Source organism: Enterococcus rivorum, assembly GCF_001742285.1.
Lineage (GTDB): Bacteria > Bacillota > Bacilli > Lactobacillales > Enterococcaceae > Enterococcus_L > Enterococcus_L rivorum.
In genome coordinates this window covers 50,633-68,609 of the sequence record NZ_MIEK01000011.1, presented here as the reverse complement: position 1 = coordinate 68,609, position 17,977 = coordinate 50,633, and the positions used below count along the sequence as shown (strand labels likewise).

Genomic DNA, 17,977 nt, shown 5'->3' with positions numbered 1-17,977 from the left:
CTATTCCTAACTCGCTTCGCTCGAAGGATAGTGGCTCTCCTTCTCCTTGGTGGTCCGATGTCCTTTATCTCTACGTCAGCTTTGCTTCCTAGAATAGTGGCTCTCCTTTTTCTTAGTGGTCCGATGTCCGCTATCTCTACGTCAGCTTTGCTTCCTAGAATAGTGGCTCTCCTTTTTCTTGCAGGTCCGATGTCCGCTTTTCCTAACTCGCTTCGCTCGAAGGATAGTGGCACTCCTTTTTCTTGGTGGTCCGATGTCCATTATTTCTAACGAGTGAAACTCGTAAGAATAAGTGGCTCTCCTTTTTCTTGCAGGTCCGATGTCCTCTATTCCTAACTCGCTTCGCTCGAAGGATAGAGGCACTCCTTTTTCTTATGGGTCCGATGTCCGCTATTCCTAACTCGCTTCGCTCGAAGGATAGAGGCACTCCTTTTCCTTATGGGTCCGATGTCCTCTATTCCTAACTCGCTTCGCTCGAAGGATAGTGGCTCTCCTTCTCCTTGGTGGTCCGATGTCCTTTATCTCTACGTCAGCTTTGCTTCCTAGAATAGTGGCTCTCCTTTTTCTTAGTGGTCCGATGTCCGCTATCTCTACGTCAGCTTTGCTTCCTAGAATAATGGCTCTCCTTTTTCTTGCAGGTCCGATGTCCGCTTTTCCTAACTCGCTTCTCTCGAAGGATAGTGGCTCTCCTTCTCCTTGGTGGTCCGATGTCCATTATCTCTACGTCAGCTTTGCTTCCTAGAATAATGGCTCTCCTTTTTCTTGCAGGTCCGATGTCCGCTTTTCCTAACTCGCTTCGCTCGAAGGATAGAGGCACTCCTTTTTCTTATAGGTCCGATGTCCATTATCTCTACGTCAGCTTTGCTTCCTAGAATAATGGCTCTCCTTTTTCTTGCAGGTCCGATGTCCTCTATTCCTAACTCGCTTCGCTCGAAGGATAGAGGCACTCCTTTTTCTTATAGGTCCGATGTCCTCTATTCCTAACTCGCTTTGCTCGAAGGATAGAGGCACTCCTTTTTCTTATGGGTCCGATGTCCTCTATTCCTAACTCGCTTTGCTCGAAGGATAGAGGCACTCCTTTTTCTTATAGGTCCGATGTCCTCTATTCCTAACTCGCTTCGCTCGAAGGATAAAGGCTCTTTTTTTTACTATAGGTTCTTTGTTCGTTAGTCTCAATTTGTTACTTTTTTTAAATGTGGTTAGCTAAATTGGTTGCATTTATAATATTTATTCTTTTAACTATAGGTTTATACTTTAAAAAAATGAAAGTACCACTTAAACCAGCAGTACTTTCAACTATATCTATTATACTAAAATTTCACTTTTTTTCAATTCCTGTTGCTTAAGTCCACTTGGCAATTAAAGGGAGAACTTCTCTTGGATTACTAATACCTATGTAGTCAGCACCTGCCTGAAAAAGCAATTCTAAATCTAACAACGTTGGTGCTTTTACATTGATTTGAATAATTGCGCGACCACCACCACTTGAACGAAACATCCCAAGATCATAAATAGCTGCTTCAATTGGCAAATCCATTCCTAAAGAAACATTCTTAACACTGAAACGGATCATTTGTTTAAATAAGCGTTCTTTTTCAGCTTCTAACATTTCACGAGTATTGAATACCAAGCCTAAACGTCCTACACCAAAAGAAATGGGCTCTAAAGCTTCATAGGTCTGCTTTACATGTTTCTCAATAAACATATTTTCTGGTTCAAATGTTGTTTGAACAATGGTTGCCCCGTCTCGATATAATTGACCCGTTTCAAAGGCTTTTTTTGCAACAGTTCCCATTCCAAAAGGATAGTCAACAAAACTACCTATCTGAATTTGTGAATCTGCCAAAAGTTGTTTTGCTCTCTTCACTTGATATGGAAGGACAAAAACTGCCCGAATTGGAAATTGTTTAATAAATAAAAGCTCTTCTTTCAACATCTGATCTGTTAACGTAGGATCTAACAACATCACTGAAAATTTTTCTAATTCTAACTCCATAAAAACCTCCTACTTGACTAATTCGAGCTGATAGCTGATGGCGCTTAGCACATACAAGGGAGCTGTTTCCGCCCGCAAAATTCGTGGACCTAATCCACATAATATTGCTCCAGCATTTTGAAAATCAGTTATTTCAGCTTCAGAAAAACCACCTTCTGGACCTACAATAACTAAAACATTGTCCCCAGTCCCTAAAGCCGTTAATACTTTAGCAAAATTTCCTTTTTCTCCTTGCTTCGCTGATTCTTCATAAGCAACTATCACTTGACTATACTTAGGAAACCCATCGATTAGCGCTTGTTCCTTGTCGAACAAATGAACTTGCGGCACGATTTGTCGATGAGATTGCTCAGCCGCCTCTGTTGCAATTTTTTGTAGTCGCTTCGCCTTATTTTCACGTTTTTTATGATCCCACTTAACAACGGAGGTCTTTGCTGGAAACCCAATAAATTGATGGGCTCCAAGCTCCGTACCTTTTTGAACAATCCATTCCAGCTTATCTCCTTTAGGGAAACCGCAAGCAACGGTAACTTGAACAGGCATTTCTTTTTCCATGCTCTCTTTGCTAATTTCTTTTAATTCAACGGACTCTTCTGATATAGTGATAATCTCTGCTAAAATAGCAATTCCATCGTTAAAAACCAGAAAATTTCGTTCCCCAACGGACATTCGCATCACTCGCACGATATGATGATAATTCTCATCCTTGATCTCATAGTATTCTTTAGGTTCATAAGGCTCTTTCAAAAAATATCGTTGCATGCTACTCTTCCTCAGTCTTCTTTAAAATAATCGCGTACCAATCTCCTTGTTGGAAAATTTGATCTACGATAAATCCTGCCTCTACCATTTTATCCAACACCATTTCTTTTTTGTCTTGAATAATTCCGGAAACAATAAAAGTTCCACTGTTTTTCAATAGACGATACGCATCTTCAATCATCAGGGTAATAATATCCGCTAAAATATTCGCCACAATAACATCAGCTTCAATTGTGACATTTTTCAAAAGATCATTTGCTGAGACATGAACATCGTGAGCAACGGGATTCATATCCATATTTTCTTTAGCCGCAGTAACAGCAACCTCATCTAAATCATACGCATGAACTTCTTGAGCGCCTAAATATTTACTAGCTATACTTAATACCCCTGAGCCAGTCCCTACATCTAGCACCATTTCGCCACCACGCAAAACAACCTCTAAAGCTTGTAAGGTTAATCTAGTCGTTGGATGTGTACCTGTTCCAAAAGCCATGCCTGGATCTAATGTAATAATTTTTTCTAGCTCATCTTTCGACTCATATTTTTCCCAACTAGGAACAATTGTTAAGTAACGAGTCACGCGAACTGGATGATAGTATTTTTTCCATGCTGTTGCCCAGTCACTTTCTGCCACTTCACTGACAGTCATTTCATTTTTCCCTATGGCTAAACCAAATTCTGGTAAACGAGCAATACTTTCTTCAATAAACGGCATAATTTCTGGTAAAAACGTTGTTTCAGGGAAATAAGCCATCACTAAAGCGCCCTCTTTTATATGGGTAAACTGTTCTTTATCTAGCAGCTCCCCATACATGTCACTTTTAAAATTCTCAACATCTAAAGAATCCTCGATTGCGACGCCACTAGCACCAGCTTCCATCATAATATTAGAAATTGCTTCTACTGCTTCACTGGCTGTTTCAACTTTTACTTCTGTCCACTTCATTTAAGCACCTCATTAATAGCTAGGATAAGCAATATAGATTGTATTGCTATCCTTTTCTTCATATTTTTTTACACTCTGTTGAAAAGCCTCATCAGACCATTTTAATTCAAATACTTCTTGGTTCTCATCCGTTAAAAAGTCTAACAAATCACTTTGCCCTTCAATTAACACTTCATGAAGATAGCTAACAAAACCATCTAAAATCGATTTTTTCATCCCTTTTTTCCCTTCATAAGGAATGACAGCTAAATACTCTTCAGCATCTACCTCTTGTTTTTGAGGATTATAAAAAAGAATACCATCTTCAAATTCAATAATTTCCTCTTCTGAGACTGTTCCTTCGATATCATCAATTTTTTCCTGTTGGCTATTCTCTGCAAATAATCGGACAATTACTTCAATAGAATGAGTTTTCGTATCCCAATCAAGCGCTACATCATACTCTGTAATCTCCTTGTTTAAGCGTTGGTCTAAATAAGTTAACATTGTTTCTTTTTTCATGTTTATTTGTTCTCCTTCCAGCCAAATGTTTCTCTATCTATTGCTACTTGCTTTTGTTTTGTAACATACGGATTTCCTGCTACAACATAACGTAACGGCATCTCCGTCCAAATTCCTTTGTTGGGAATACCAATACGAGGCAAGCTTAGAATTTTCTTTGGGTATTTTCGTTTTTCAGGGATGATTTTTAACGAACTGTTGAAAATGGATTGTCCATAAAGTTCTTTAGAGAGTCCTAAAGCCGCAACTAGTTTGCCTGGTCCATTGGAAAGATTTACCCCTGTTATTCCTCGGCGGTTTTCTGCCATCTTTTTTATTCCTTCAACAGGCTCCAACCCACGAATCATCACACCTTGAGGCTTCCCTTGCTCTTGCGTTACCATATTTAAAATTAGGTGAGTGTGCATGGTATATAGGTAGATTGTTCCAGGTTTATCGTACATAGCTTTTAAGCGAGGTGTTTTTCTCATCCCAAAACTATGTGCAGCTTCATCTTCTGGTCCAAGATAAGCTTCTACATCTACTAAGTAACCAGATAAAATCCCCTCAGCTGTTTCATATTCTAAATACATTCCTAAAAGGTATTTAGCAATTTCTTCTGTCGACTTTGTATTAAAAAAATCAAGTGTTTCCTTCATTTTTTTCACCACTATCTATGATACACGATTTAGCCTTCATTATCCATTTAATTAGACATTTCAACTAAAAAAACGAATGTACGTTCCTTATGGTATAATAGAGAAAAACGGAAGGAGGATGGCAATGCAACAGCCTTTAGCTTTTCGCATGCGTCCAAGAACATTAGATGAAGTCGTGGGGCAGCAACACCTTGTCGGTTCAGGAAAAATAATTCGTCGGATGGTAGAAGCACGTATGCTGTCTTCCATGATTCTATACGGCCCTCCTGGCACAGGAAAAACAAGTATTGCTAGTGCAATTGCTGGTTCAACAAATTATGCTTTTCGCATGTTAAATGCCGCGACTGACACAAAAAAAGACTTACAAATTGTCGCCGAAGAAGCAAAAATGAGCGGCACTGTTATCTTATTATTAGATGAAGTCCATCGACTAGATAAAACAAAACAAGATTTTCTTTTGCCCCATTTAGAAAGTGGTAGAATTATCATGATTGGAGCAACCACTGAAAATCCGTATATTACAATTAATCCCGCAATTCGCAGTAGAACGCAAATCTTTGAAGTAAAACCTTTATCAGAGGAAGACATTCAAAAAGCCATTCACGAAGCTCTGATTGATAAAGAACGCGGACTAGGAAATTTTGATGTAGCTCTTGAAGAAAAAGCGCTTCTCCATCTTTCCAGAGCCACAAATGGCGACCTGCGCAGTGCCTTAAATGGTCTTGAATTAGCTGTCAAGTCAACACCAGAGAATGAACAAAAGAAAATAGTCCTCTCTTTAAAAATTATTGAAGAGTGTGTACAACGAAAAGCTATGACTCATGATAAAAATGGCGATGCTCATTATGATGTAATTTCAGCTTTTCAAAAATCTATTCGTGGTAGTGATGTAGATGCTGCTCTTCATTATTTAGCTCGCTTAGTAGAAGCAGGAGATTTACCGATTATTTGTCGGCGATTGATGGTTGTTGCCTATGAAGATATCGGTTTAGGCAACCCAGCTGCTGCTGCAAGAACGGTTACTGCTGTCCAAGCTGCTGAGAAACTAGGTTTTCCTGAAGCTAGAATTCCTCTAGCAACTGTAGTGATTGATCTTTGTCTGTCTCCTAAATCCAATTCAGGCATTGTTGCTATAGATGCTGCATTAAGTGATATTCGTGAAGGAAAAGCAGGCGATGTTCCCGATCATTTGAGAGATAGTCATTACTCAGGTGCAAAAGAATTGAATCGAGGGATTGGTTACCAGTATCCTCACAATTTTGATAATGCTTGGGTAGATCAACAATACTTGCCCAATAAGATAAAAAATGCCAGTTATTATCAGCCGATAGATACTGGAAAGTATGAGCAAGCTTTACACCAACAATATAGCCGAATCAAAGAATGGAAAAAAGGAAGAAACGGAAAAAAATAATCCGTTTACATTCTAAGGCAATCTCATTGCTGATTCTGTTTTCATGTGCTATTATAAAGATGGTAAATCTGTAATGTGCGAGTTGTCCTTTCACTGTGTTGACCGAACATTTTTATCAATATATTGGGATCCTTCTTGTATCGAAGTTGGTAACATGCCTTTTCATTTGGTAGTTCAATACTTAGATCGTGGAACCCACCTGCTAGATTGCGGGTTCAATACTATAGGACGAGTAACGGCATCAACGGATTTTACCTTTTATTAATGACTATTTAATCAGAGGTTGTGACAGAATTGGTTAGCTCCGAGAGCGCTGCTTCTGAAACACCGTTTGTTCAGTTTTAGGGGCTTGGGGCATAGTTATGCCACAGCCCCTTTTTATTATTATCAACTTTATGGAGGAAACGATGATTAGATTATTACTTGTTTTGTTTGTCGGTTTACTTTTTGGTGTTGGAACCTATTTGCTTAAAAAGCCAGAAAATCTTTCTATACTAATGAAAAAAGACAAGGAGAACGAAAACAAACAATTTTTAAAACAATTTAGCTCTATTTTCCTGTTCTTAGCTGTTTTAGGCCTCATGGTTATTGTTTTCAATCGAACGATTTTTTCTCTTAGCTATATTTTCTTTATTCTAATTCTTTCAACGACATTCAGTTTATTATTTGCTCAAAAGATTCATTGATTCACTTATTTCATTTCCCTTTTTAATTAGATTGCTTTACAATTAAAGTATAAAAGATTATTAGTAATTGACTTGTTTGAAGGGAGCGAGGATAATGTTACAAAATTATCAAAAAATCATGGTAGCTGTTGATGGATCAACTGAGGCTGAATTAGCTTTTAAAAAAGCGGTAAACGTTGCAATGAGAAATGATGCTGAATTACTTTTAGCACATGTTATCGACACGCGAGCGTTTCAATCTGTTTCTTCTTTCGATGGAATGTTAGCAGAACAAGCAACTGAAATGGCTAAGCAAACCTTAGAAGATTATAAAAAACAAGCGAAAGATTATGGTTGCGAGAAAGTTTCTAGTGTCATTGAATACGGCTCACCAAAATCGATTATTGCTAAACAAATTCCTGAAACTAATGAAGTTGATTTAATCATGTTAGGTGCTACAGGATTAAATGCTGTAGAACGCTTATTTATCGGCTCTGTTTCAGACTATGTGATCCGCAATGCTGCTTGTGATGTTTTAGTGGTGCGTACAGATTTAGAAAATAAACTTCCTGACAAAAAAGAAGAGGAATAATCAGATTAGAATAATTGATGAAATAGGGACTGTCTCTCTGGAGCTGGTCTCTATTTTTTTGACTATAATGCATACGCCAACCGAAAATAAAAAAGCATCTGGAATCTGTCAACAGAATGTTGACAGGTTTCCAAATGCTTTTAACATTTCTTATTTTCTTAAACGCTCTACATCACGAGCAATCATTAACTCTTCATCCGTTGGGATTAAAAATACTTTAACTTTTGAATCCTCCGTTGAAATAGTTGTTTGTTTGCCACGAACATTGTTTTTCTCAGCATCGATTTCACAACCGAACCAAGTCATACCTTTGATTACTTCGCTACGAACGTGAGCATCATTTTCGCCAATACCAGCAGTAAACACGATGGCATCTACCCCATTCATAACAGTCACATAGCTACCGATATATTTACGGATACGATCAGTAAAGACATCATAAGCTACTTGCACCTCTTCTTTATCAATATTCGCTTCTAAATCGCGCATATCACTTGAAAGACCAGTTAATCCAAGTAAACCAGATTTTTTATTTAAGATGTCAATCATTTCTTGAACATCCGTCAAACCAAGTTTATTCATCAAGTATGGTAACAATGATGGATCAATATCACCAGAACGAGTACCCATTGTTACACCAGCTAGAGGAGTGAAGCCCATTGATGTATCAACTGATTTCCCGCCATCTACAGCTGTAATTGAAGCGCCATTTCCTAAATGACAAGTAATGATTTTTAATTCTTCAATTGGACGACCAAGCATTTCTGCTGCACGTTCAGCAACATATTTATGACTTGTTCCATGAGCACCATATTTACGTGCTGAATATTTTTCATAGTATTCAGTTGGAATACTATATAAATAGTTATGTTTTGGCATAGTTGTATGGAAAGCTGTATCAAAAACAGCAACACTAATAATTTCTGGTAAAATTTTCTTGAATGCTTTAATTCCCATAGCATTTGCTGGATTGTGTAATGGTGCTAATTCTGCTAACTCTTCAATTTTCGCAAGAACATCACCTTCAATTATTGTAGAATCTTTGAAATATTCTCCACCAGCAACCACACGGTGTCCAACTCCTGTGATTTCATCGTAAGAAGATAAAATATTCAATTCAATTAATTTGTCTAAAAGCATTTTAACGGCTAATTCGTGGTCGTTAATATCTACCACTTCTTCATATTTTTTGTCTTCTCCGTATTTAATCGTAAAAATAGAATCATTTAGTCCGATTCTTTCCACGATCCCTTTTGCTACTACTGCTTCACTTGGCATTTCATATAATTGCCATTTTAAACTTGAACTTCCCGCATTGATTGCAATTGTTTTAGACATAAGTTTCTCCCTTGTTAGTAAGTTTTATTTTAAATTTGAAGACTTCCAAGTCTCAAATTGTTGAAAAAATTGAGTGATTTTTTCAGTATCTTTCAATGAAGCTAGCTTCACTACCAATACTTCTTTTGCTTGGCTGCTCTTATTACCTATGTTTTGAACAAGCAAGATACTTTTTCTCGAGTGTTCAGACTGGAATAGTTCATCCGGTAACTGGATAATCCCTTGTAAGAAGACATTTTTTTGCAACCAGTTTTTAAAATAGCCGCCTTGTTCTGTTTCAAAAATATTACTTGGAATTAAAAATAGCCCATAGCCGCCAGGTTTTACATAATTCATTGCTTGTTCCATTAATAAATGATGGGCATAGCTATGTGTGTCTTCAGCAGCTGAGTCAAAGTTCTTTGCCTTCTCATCATTTGGGTAATAACCAACTGGTAAATCACTAATAGCAACATCAACAGGATCCAATAATAATTCTTGCAATCCATCTTGGTGAAATAATTCGATGTTCGATTCCGTCCACTCGTTGTTTGTCGCAGAAACGGATAACAAGGTATCGTCAATATCCACTCCATATCCTTGAACTTCATACTTTGCTTTTCTTAAATTCAAAACAAGCGTTAGTAATAAATTCCCCATCCCAGAAGCAATATCCAGAATTCTTAGTGGTTCTTTTTTCCCATATAGCTGCTCTATGATATAGACAAATAGAAAACCAATGCTATCTGGTGTTAACTGGTGATTCGCTTGTAAAGCTTCCTCTCTATTCCCTTTTAACAAAATCAACTGAGTTAAACGACGTATTTCTTCTGAATCTAAATCAAGTTGTTTTAGCTGTTGGTAGACCACTTCAAGCTGTTTGACAGTTTCTTCGTTTGGCTCACCATCCAAGACACGCACTTGATAATTATCAATTATATTTTCGCCATTTTCAATATAAGCATCTAAAAAAGAAGTGTCTAGCGATTGCTTTAACAAAACGATGGCTTGTTCCATTAAATTGAAAGCTTTTTCCATTTTTTCAGAGAACAAAATAACACCTCATTTTCTACTCTATAATGTAACAATTTTCATACCTGTCCTATTTTAACGAAAAACAAGAAAATAATCAATCTATTTCATCATAATTATTTGCAAAGTAGCGACTTTACTTATTCAAACAAAAAAAGAAGCAAAAACTTATTCAATCTTCTTACTCCATCTGTATCAGTTCTATTACTCATTAATTTGATACACATTTCACAAATTAAGTTTAGTAACCGTCTTAGCCTTCTTATTACCTTTTTTCGTCTTTTTTATTTGCTGTGTACTTTTTTTTGAATTGATACTTTTTTTGGTTCACTGTAATATCTATAAATAAATACTCATCTTCCAGTCTATAAGAGAGTTTTCCTTCTGAATATTCAATCATACCAGTATTAGCTAATAGTTGTTGCTCTTGATTTATTTCGATACAAAACATACTATAAATAATCTTTGCAGAATAAAAATCCTTTGTTCTAATTGAAAAATGGTTTGTTAGTCGTGCCTCTTCGACCACCAAAGTGAATAGAAAGCTAAACAGCAGAACAAACAACAAGGCGGTTAATAGAACGCCTCCTTTATAGTGTTTGTTCATCCCTGTTCTCCTCAATAAGGCTCCATCTGCCAACAAACTTCTGATTATTTTCAAAAAGAACCGTCACTTCAACACTAGCCATTTTCTTATCAAAACTAGCTTCTTTTACTTTAATCAGCATAGGCTGGTATCCTCCATTCTCAACTTTAACAATTTTTCCTAATTTGTTTTCAATCCATACTAAATGTTTCGCTTGTTTCTTTTTTAATCCAATCTTATTAGAATACACTTCTTCAATAGAACAACCTTCCAACTCATTTTCTAGTTGAATTAAAAATATATGCCATGCTTTTTCTTCACTAGTTTCTAATTGCTTTATAATAGCTTGGGAATTCTCTAAAACTGAAAAGAACAGGAGGAAAATTAGCGATAGCATCATTAAAGCTACTAAACTTTCCAATAAGGTGAACCCTTTAAGATTAGTTTTTCTAAATTGATTCTTTCTCAATTTTAAATGTTCTTTTTCCATTCGTAATCTCCATTTTTAGAGGTCTTTGAGCGTTAAGTGAAAAGGTAATATCATACTCTTGATTGTTTATTGTTCTTTGCCGTTGCAGGCTCCCTCCATGATGCTCATATTGTTTGACCTCCTCATAAAGTATTCTCCGCAAAGTTATTTCATCAAAATTTTCCTGTTTGCTTTTCAGTAAAAATGTCATCAAGGAGAAATAATTTCCTATAATAAAACAAGTTAGCGTAAATGCAATTAGACTTTCTAAAAAAATGTACCCTCTACAATGAGAGGATTTTTTTGACATATTTTCCACTCCCCAATTGAAATTGAAATACCACTCGTTGTCTTTTTTCTGGCCAATCAAACTCATATTTTCCAAGTACTCCATTATTCCCTGTAATTTTTTTAAATGTCACTTTTCCAGGTCCTCTTCCCATTATGGCTTCGGGAATCTCCAACTGTCCATTTTTCTCCTCCTGCGTGACAAATTCAATGAGTTGTTTTTCTTCAGAAAATAAAATCTTCGTATCTACACTTTGAACTACCGCCATTTGCTGGGTAAATAAAATATTTTTTTCAACTGAATTAAAAAATTGCTCTACCTGTAATACTTGCTGCCATTCATTAATTGCCAATGTAGGCAATAATAAAAATAAAGAGCAGACAGATAAAGCTAGCAGTGACTCTAATAGTGTGAACCCTTGTGTAAAATCTTTGGCATTATTATTTTTGACTACTAATGTACTTATTGTATTGATCTTGCGTAATATATTTCTCTGAAAGTAATTGCTCAACTGTTGCGGTAGTATTTTTTTCCAAGGTATATAAATCCATCTGAGTCTCAACAATTTTGACAATCGCCTCATTCCCTTTTTTATCAACACTTTCTTTATGTTTAGACAAATTAGGTACAAAAAGTAAGATTAAAACAGAAATAATTAATAGTACAACTAACATTTCTAAAAGTGTGAATGCTCTAAAATCCATTTTCTTCCTTCTCATAAATATTCCTCCATATTTCCATAAATTGGTAGCAGCATCGCCGCATAAATACTAACAATTAGAAGAGCAACGACTAAAAAGATAACTGGTTGAATCCATTGAATCGCTTTTTCAATCCTTTGGAATAGACGATTCCAGCATAATTCACTATAAATAATTAATTCTTTCCCGAGATTCCCTTTCACTTCCCCTTGTTGAATAATCATAGCTAATTCTGCTGAAAAAAAAGGGTAGCTTGCTATTTGTTGATGCAATGCCTTTCCTTCTATTAGTTCTTTTTCAGTCTCAGTAGCTAATTCCTTCATTAGTGTTTGATAGCTGGAGTGACTCATCAACTGAATAATTGTTCGTGCTTCCAACCCTTGATAAAATAACTTCCCCCATTCTAGAGCAAAAAAAGCTGAAACATACTCCATATAAAATTGTTTCAAAATAGGTACTTTAGCAAAAAATGACGCTTTCTCTAATGCACTTTTTTTGTGAAGAACTCCTTTAATCAGTATATAAATCAAGCTGCTACTGATGATAAATCCTACTAAGTAATAAGGACTTTGTTGAATAAATCGAACGCCACTGTTGTCTTTTTGAATACTTTCATTTAACAAAAGCTGAGGCAGTAAAAATTGACGCATACAAAATACTATACCTATTAAAAATAAGAGTAACAGCATTGGATAAGTTAGTACTTTATATAATCTTTTTTGTTGTTTGGTCATGGCTTTAAGGTGCTGGTTAAGCTTTTTTAAAGTATCAACCAAGTTCCCATGCGCTTGAGCCAAATGGATTTGGATAATCACTTGTTGATTAAATCCTAACGCGTCTAAACTATAATCAAAGGACAGTCCTTTTTCCATGACATCAATGATATGTTGGATCGTTTTCACAGGAAAAGAAGCCGATTTTTTCATAAAAATAAAACTTTCATAAATCGTAAATCCATTCTGCAACATGTCGGATAATAGATGGATAAAATGCTGTTGTTGTTGCTTTGACAGCTTATGTTTCTGCTTCCTCTGCAAATGTCTGATTTGTAATAAAACCATACGTCCATGCCTTTCTTAGCACACCTTGCCATCTGGTTTGCTTTTTTTGTTCTCCTGAAAAATCGTAATCAAATAAAATGGCATTTTGATACTTTTCGTCAATTTGTAAAGTAGAAGGAAGAATCCTTTGGTAAATGATTCCTTTTAAACACTCTGAAAGTTCTCTTTTTTGACTTCCCAATTCAAGTAGTCGTGCATAGACACCTGCTACATTTCGGGCATGTAAGGTTGCAAACACTCTATGTCCTGTCAAAGCAGCGCGAATTGCTGCTTCGGCAGTTGAAGTATCTCTAATTTCACCAATAATCAAAATATCTGGTCGATGTCTCAAACATAGCTTAATCAACGCGTCATATGTTAATTCAATTTTATGGTTGGTTTGTAATTGAAGAAAGCTCTCTTCTTCTATTTCAACTGGATCTTCTACACTGATAATTTGACGACTCTTTCCACTTTCTTTTGCTAACTTATACATCGTTGTTGTCTTTCCTGAGCCGACAGGACCACAGAATAGATATAAGCCACGTTTCTTAATTTGCTTTTGAATCGTTTGGATTTGTTGTGGCAAAAAAAATCGTTCTGGGCTCTCGCCGAAAGAATGTAGAAAACGTATAACTAAGCTCTCTCTTTGTCTAAAATCACCAACTGTTGATAACCTGATTCTTCTATCTACCCCTGCTATTCGATAGGTAGCTGCTCCAATTTGCGTTTTTCTTTTTTCTCCAACATCCATCCCTCCGATAAATTTAAAATGAAAAATTAATTTCTCACCTAGTTCTTTTTCTAGTTCTTTATAAACTACTTTTTCCTGATCATAGCGGAAAGAAACAATAAACTTCTCTTCACTAGGTAAAACATATAAATCTTGTGCGTGGTTCTTTACTCCCCACTCAATCAGCTCTTGAGATATTTTTTTTACAGCCATTGTTTTTGCCCTCCTTAATAGGAAATACGCGTTTTTTCTGGAATTCTGCGAAAAATAAAAAAATGACCAACAACTCATAGCCTTTAGCTACGTTTTGTTAGTCATTTTACATATTTAAAGCAAAAAAAAATAGGAAACGTTGAAAAATCAGCATTTCCCATTTTATTAAGAGTTTTGATGCACTATCTTCCCCAAAATAGTATATCTCTTTGATAATTACATTATACTAGAATTTTTGTGAGAATACTTTTCAACTTTTATCAATATTTCTAAAATTTTTGAGAAAAAAAGTCTCTCACCTGAAAGGGTCAGGCAAGAGATTCTGCTTTATCTTAAGACAAAGACTTAGATCTCTTCTATTATACCAAACTTATTGGAATAAGACTTACAATATACTTATAAAAATTATTTTATTTTTAAAACAAGATTTATTCATCGCTTATTCAATTAATTATTTTCCCTTTACTCACAAGCGTCTATTTTATTACTTAATCAAAAAAATGACACTTTTTTCACAAAGTCGATAAAGTTCAAATTACGTTGCTTATCAAGAAGATAGCTTTTTAAGCTTTGCTTTGTTGAAAGAAATAAACTGGAACTCCTAATAATGTAATCAAAATTCCTGTCAATGCAAGAAATGGCTGTGTAAACAATGTGGTAACTAGAATAAACAAGCCACCTATAATTGCTACAATCGGAATCACCGGGTAAAAAGGAACTTTATAGGGTCTAAGTAGATCAGGTTCTCTCTTTCTCAAAATAAATACAGCCAGAAAAATAAGTATACTAAAAAGCCACATCACAAAAACTAACATATCTGTTAACAAGTCAAACGTTCCTAGAAACATCATTACCACAGCGATAAAAAATTGGAATAGTCCAGCAACATAAGGAACAGTAAATCGCTTCGATAGTTTAGAAAAATAACCACTAAACGGAATCATCTTTTCTAATGCTAAAGCATAAGGAACACGAATTCCTGTCATTGTGTAGCCGTTTAAAGCACCATAAACAGAAATTAAAATCCCAATGGTTACTATTTTTCCACCAATTAATCCAAAAATTATTGTCGATGCATCAGAAGCTGCATTTTTATTTCCTGCAATTGCTTCTATAGGTAATGTTTTTAAGAAGACAAAATTGATGAGTGCATAGATTCCAGTTATAAACAATAAGCCAAAAACAATTGCTTTAGGTAAATCTTTTTCTGGTCGTTTCATCTCACCAGCAACATTTCCAACACCCAACCAACCGTCATATGCAAACATAGTTGCTAAAAGAGCACCACTTAGGCCTTGGATAAACCCGACATTCTTTCCAGCAACTACTGGAAAAAGAGAGACTTCTGTTGTAGCTGGCATGAAAAGACCTGCAACTACTATTACTATGATAGGAATCATTTTTACAATTAAAGTAAATGATTGCACATTTGCTGCTATTTTTGTTCCTAATAGATTGATAATAGTCACTGTTAGCCCTGTTCCTATCGCTACAGGCAGTAAAAAATCATCTGAAAAATGAAATAGATGAATAAATTGGGTACTAAAAATAATTGATAGGGCTGCAATATTGGCGGGAAAATAAATAATACTTTGCGCCCAACCTAATAAAAATCCTGGTAATTTTCCATAGGTATACTCAATATACTTGATTGCCCCACCTGTCTTAGGAATCGCCGTTGCCAACTCTGCGCTAGTAAGTCCTGCACAAATAGTCAAAACACCACCTAAAATCCAAGCAAAGATGGTTAAACTTGCCGATTGAGCATAACTCACTACGGTTGCTGCTTTAAAAAAACACCGGCACCAATCACTGTTCCCATAACGGTAGCAAATGCTCCAAGTAATGAAATTTCCCTTTTTAACTGATTCTTCTCCACATAAATCCCCTTTTCAAAAATCACAAAAATAAAAACTATTTTTATAGTATAACTTTTTCAAGTCCAAATTCATAGTAGAAAAAGTTACTTACTTAGCTAACTATGGATTCTAAATGATAAAAAACATAAACGCTTAGTTTGGTAGCAGTTTTAAGTATTCTTTTTCAGCTCGTTTTATTGCTTGTCGTTCGGATTCTAAATGATTTAAACTTTTTTCAAATGATTGTTTGTACGACTCCTTATCTAATAGACTCCTTCAAATTTTATTAATTGAAAAAATAAACTTTCTCAATAATAATATTTGGTCTAAGCGATAAATTTTTTTCTCATAAAATTTTAGCCCTTATCTTCAGTATATGCAGGGATTAGCAATCCTATTTTTTCGTAATACCGAACTCTATATATTCGTTGGCTCTAACAAATTAGATAATTGGTTTATTGTCAAATAGTCGATGATCTCTTTCTCCTTCTCTAAGTTTATTTCATTATAAACTACGTGGTACCCACACAGTCAACGATAAAAAACGAGTTGACATAGGCTAGTATAAATTCTCTAACCTCTATCAACTCTTCTTAAGACACCTTAAGTCAACCTAGTATGTCATTATTAATTTTGTTAACTTAATACTTCAACTCACTATTTTTGCCCATAATAAGCCGTTGCGCCATGTTTTCTAAAGTAATGCTTGTCCAATAAATAATCAGGAATGGATTGACAATTTTCATTTATTACCTCTGTCATACTTGCCATGTCAGCAATTTCGTCTAAAACGATACCATTTTCAACTGCTTTTTGAGGTGTTTCCCCCCACGTAAAAGGTCCATGCCCATAAACTAAGACTCCTGGAGTAGCTAAAGGGTCCAGTTTATTTTCTGCAAAAGTTTCAATAATAACCTTACCTGTCTCTTTTTCGTAAGCTTTTTCCACTTCTTCGTTCGTTAACTGCCTTGTGCAAGGAACTTCTCCATAAAACGTATCAGCATGGGTTGTGCCATAGGCTGGAATTGCGCGCCCCGCTTGTGCCCACATGACCGCATTTTTGGAATGTGTATGAACAACAGATTGAATTTTGGAAAAAGCTTTGTAAAGCTCAACATGGGTCGCTAAATCTGATGATGGTTTCATTGTTCCTTCTACTACGTCACCTTCTAAATTGGTCACAACCATGTCTTCTACCTTCATTTCAGCGTAAGGAACACCACTAGGTTTAATGACAATTGCGCCGATTTCACGATTGATTTCACTAACATTCCCCCACGTAAGTTTGACAAGCCCAACTTTTGGTAATAATAAATTTGCTTCAAAAACACGTTTTTTCATTTCTCCAACTAACTGACTACGGTTCAAGATAACCTGCCTCCTTTAAATAAGGGAATAAAAAGTCCTTCGCCTGCTGGATTTCTTTCTCGGGGTTATCACTTGTTTCGCTCCACATTTCAATTAGAAAAGGACCGTTGTAGTTTAATCTTTTCAAGGTTTTCAAACAGCCGGAGAAATCAACGCAGCCCGTACCAAAAGGAACTTCCTTGAACTTCCCTTCAAAATTATCGGTTACTGCTAAAGTATCTTTTAAATGAATAGCTGAAATTTGATCAATTCCTTTTTCCAATTCATGACCAACATCATTTTCTGGCCAAGCAGATAAATTACCTAAGTCTGGATAAACTTGTAGATAAGGCGAACGAATTTGTTCTTTAATATTTAGATACTTTGAGATGGAGTTCATAAATGGATCATCCATAATTTCAATAGACAAGACAACTTCTTTGGCTGATGCCATCGCAACTGCTTCTTTTAAATTTTCTATAAAATACTCTCTTGTTGCTAGATTTTTTTCTTCGTAATATACGTCATAACCAGCTAATTGTATGGTTCGAACGCCAAGATTTGATGCTAGCGTCACTGCTTTTTCCATTAAAGTTAATGCCTGTTCTCGTTTTTGGTTGTCACGTGAACCAAAAGGAAAACGGCGATGACCACTCAAACAAATTGACAATATTTTAATCCCTGTTTCATGGATGGCATCAATAACTACTTTTTGTTCTTCGCTAGTCCAGTCCAATCGAGCTAAGCGCTCATCTGTTTCATCAATAGACATTTCAACAAAATCAAAGCCTAGCTTTTTTGCTAGTAATAATCGTTCTTTCCAACTTATATCTTTCGGTAATGCTTTTTCATATATTCCTAGTGTAGTCACTTG

General features: G+C 35.7%; 18 protein-coding genes, 1 other RNA gene and 2 pseudogenes. 5 read left to right on the top strand and 16 right to left on the bottom strand.

Translation table 11 applies throughout. The features are described from left to right. Positions 1-270 (top strand): hypothetical protein (locus BCR26_RS18735; RefSeq protein WP_211272284.1); only part of this gene is annotated, 270 nt, incomplete at its 5' end. A gap of 1,072 nt (positions 271-1,342) precedes the next feature. Here the strand turns inward: BCR26_RS18735 and BCR26_RS05015 are convergent. The 5 genes and pseudogenes from BCR26_RS05015 to BCR26_RS04995 all read right to left on the bottom strand — a co-directional run bounded on the left by BCR26_RS05015 (position 1,343) and on the right by BCR26_RS04995 (position 4,846). Next, the gene (locus tag BCR26_RS05015) at positions 1,343-1,996 is read right to left on the bottom strand and encodes a beta/alpha barrel domain-containing protein (RefSeq protein WP_069697880.1); all 654 of its coding nucleotides are present in this window, start codon (positions 1,994-1,996) and stop codon (positions 1,343-1,345) included. Positions 1,997-2,005: 9 nt separating this feature from the next. After that, a complete protein-coding gene (locus BCR26_RS05010; RefSeq protein WP_069697879.1) occupies positions 2,006-2,758 on the bottom strand; it encodes a 16S rRNA (uracil(1498)-N(3))-methyltransferase in 753 nt (250 codons plus the stop codon). Between the two features lies 1 nt (position 2,759). Further along, positions 2,760-3,707, bottom strand: coding sequence for a 50S ribosomal protein L11 methyltransferase (gene prmA, locus BCR26_RS05005; protein WP_069697878.1), 948 nt, complete (start codon positions 3,705-3,707; stop codon positions 2,760-2,762). Positions 3,708-3,719: 12 nt separating this feature from the next. Further along, entirely contained in the window at positions 3,720-4,208 is a 489-nt protein-coding gene (locus BCR26_RS05000; RefSeq protein WP_069697877.1) for a DUF3013 family protein, read from the bottom strand. Further along, positions 4,144-4,846, bottom strand: a pseudogene (locus BCR26_RS04995) (DNA-3-methyladenine glycosylase). Before BCR26_RS04995 ends, BCR26_RS05000 begins: the two are co-directional and overlap by 65 nt. Before the next feature lie 124 nt (positions 4,847-4,970). Here BCR26_RS04995 and BCR26_RS04990 point away from each other — a divergent pair. From BCR26_RS04990 to BCR26_RS04975, 4 genes are all read left to right on the top strand, one after another. After that, on the top strand, positions 4,971-6,260 hold the full coding sequence (locus BCR26_RS04990; RefSeq protein ID WP_069697875.1) for a replication-associated recombination protein A: 1,290 nt from the start codon (positions 4,971-4,973) through the stop codon (positions 6,258-6,260). A gap of 62 nt (positions 6,261-6,322) precedes the next feature. Beyond that, a non-coding RNA gene (gene ssrS / locus BCR26_RS04985) (6S RNA) lies at positions 6,323-6,515 on the top strand. Positions 6,516-6,667: 152 nt separating this feature from the next. After that, positions 6,668-6,946 carry a hypothetical protein gene (locus tag BCR26_RS04980; protein ID WP_069697874.1) on the top strand — a complete coding sequence of 93 codons (279 nt, stop codon included), beginning with the start codon at positions 6,668-6,670 and terminating at the stop codon, positions 6,944-6,946. A gap of 94 nt (positions 6,947-7,040) precedes the next feature. After that, a complete protein-coding gene (locus BCR26_RS04975) occupies positions 7,041-7,517 on the top strand; it encodes a universal stress protein (protein ID WP_069697873.1) in 477 nt (158 codons plus the stop codon). Between the two features lie 150 nt (positions 7,518-7,667). On the opposite strand, the gene BCR26_RS04970 is transcribed toward BCR26_RS04975, so the two are convergent. From BCR26_RS04970 to BCR26_RS04915, 11 genes and pseudogenes are all read right to left on the bottom strand, one after another. After that, positions 7,668-8,855, bottom strand: coding sequence for an acetate kinase (locus BCR26_RS04970; RefSeq protein WP_069697872.1), 1,188 nt, complete (start codon positions 8,853-8,855; stop codon positions 7,668-7,670). 24 nt (positions 8,856-8,879) lie between these two features. Then, positions 8,880-9,887, bottom strand: a complete 1,008-nt coding sequence (locus BCR26_RS04965) for a class I SAM-dependent methyltransferase (protein WP_069697871.1) — start codon at positions 9,885-9,887, stop codon at positions 8,880-8,882. A 244-nt stretch (positions 9,888-10,131) separates the two neighbouring features. Continuing rightward, entirely contained in the window at positions 10,132-10,473 is a 342-nt protein-coding gene (comGG, locus tag BCR26_RS04960) for a competence type IV pilus minor pilin ComGG (protein ID WP_069697870.1), read from the bottom strand. Further along, positions 10,457-10,942: a competence type IV pilus minor pilin ComGF gene (comGF, locus tag BCR26_RS04955; protein ID WP_069697869.1), complete on the bottom strand. Its 486-nt coding sequence runs from the start codon at positions 10,940-10,942 to the stop codon at positions 10,457-10,459. The genes comGG and comGF overlap by 17 nt, the downstream gene beginning before the upstream one ends. Before the next feature lie 263 nt (positions 10,943-11,205). Further along, the gene (gene comGD, locus BCR26_RS04945) at positions 11,206-11,721 is read right to left on the bottom strand and encodes a competence type IV pilus minor pilin ComGD (protein WP_245676917.1); all 516 of its coding nucleotides are present in this window, start codon (positions 11,719-11,721) and stop codon (positions 11,206-11,208) included. Next, complete coding sequence (comGC, locus tag BCR26_RS04940; RefSeq protein WP_069697867.1) at positions 11,651-11,929, bottom strand: competence type IV pilus major pilin ComGC; 279 nt, start codon at positions 11,927-11,929, stop codon at positions 11,651-11,653. Before comGC ends, comGD begins: the two co-directional genes overlap by 71 nt. Further along, positions 11,926-12,972, bottom strand: a complete 1,047-nt coding sequence (gene comGB / locus BCR26_RS04935; protein ID WP_069697866.1) for a competence type IV pilus assembly protein ComGB — start codon at positions 12,970-12,972, stop codon at positions 11,926-11,928. The genes comGC and comGB overlap by 4 nt, the downstream gene beginning before the upstream one ends. Further along, positions 12,926-13,897 carry a competence type IV pilus ATPase ComGA gene (comGA, locus tag BCR26_RS04930; protein WP_069697865.1) on the bottom strand — a complete coding sequence of 324 codons (972 nt, stop codon included), beginning with the start codon at positions 13,895-13,897 and terminating at the stop codon, positions 12,926-12,928. The genes comGB and comGA overlap by 47 nt, the downstream gene beginning before the upstream one ends. A gap of 563 nt (positions 13,898-14,460) precedes the next feature. Beyond that, positions 14,461-15,776, bottom strand: a pseudogene (locus tag BCR26_RS04925) (APC family permease). 637 nt (positions 15,777-16,413) lie between these two features. Beyond that, positions 16,414-17,124, bottom strand: a complete 711-nt coding sequence (locus tag BCR26_RS04920; RefSeq protein ID WP_069697864.1) for an L-ribulose-5-phosphate 4-epimerase — start codon at positions 17,122-17,124, stop codon at positions 16,414-16,416. Further along, a complete protein-coding gene (locus BCR26_RS04915) occupies positions 17,114-17,974 on the bottom strand; it encodes an L-ribulose-5-phosphate 3-epimerase (protein WP_069697863.1) in 861 nt (286 codons plus the stop codon). Before BCR26_RS04915 ends, BCR26_RS04920 begins: the two co-directional genes overlap by 11 nt. Between the last annotated feature and the right edge of the window lie 3 nt (positions 17,975-17,977).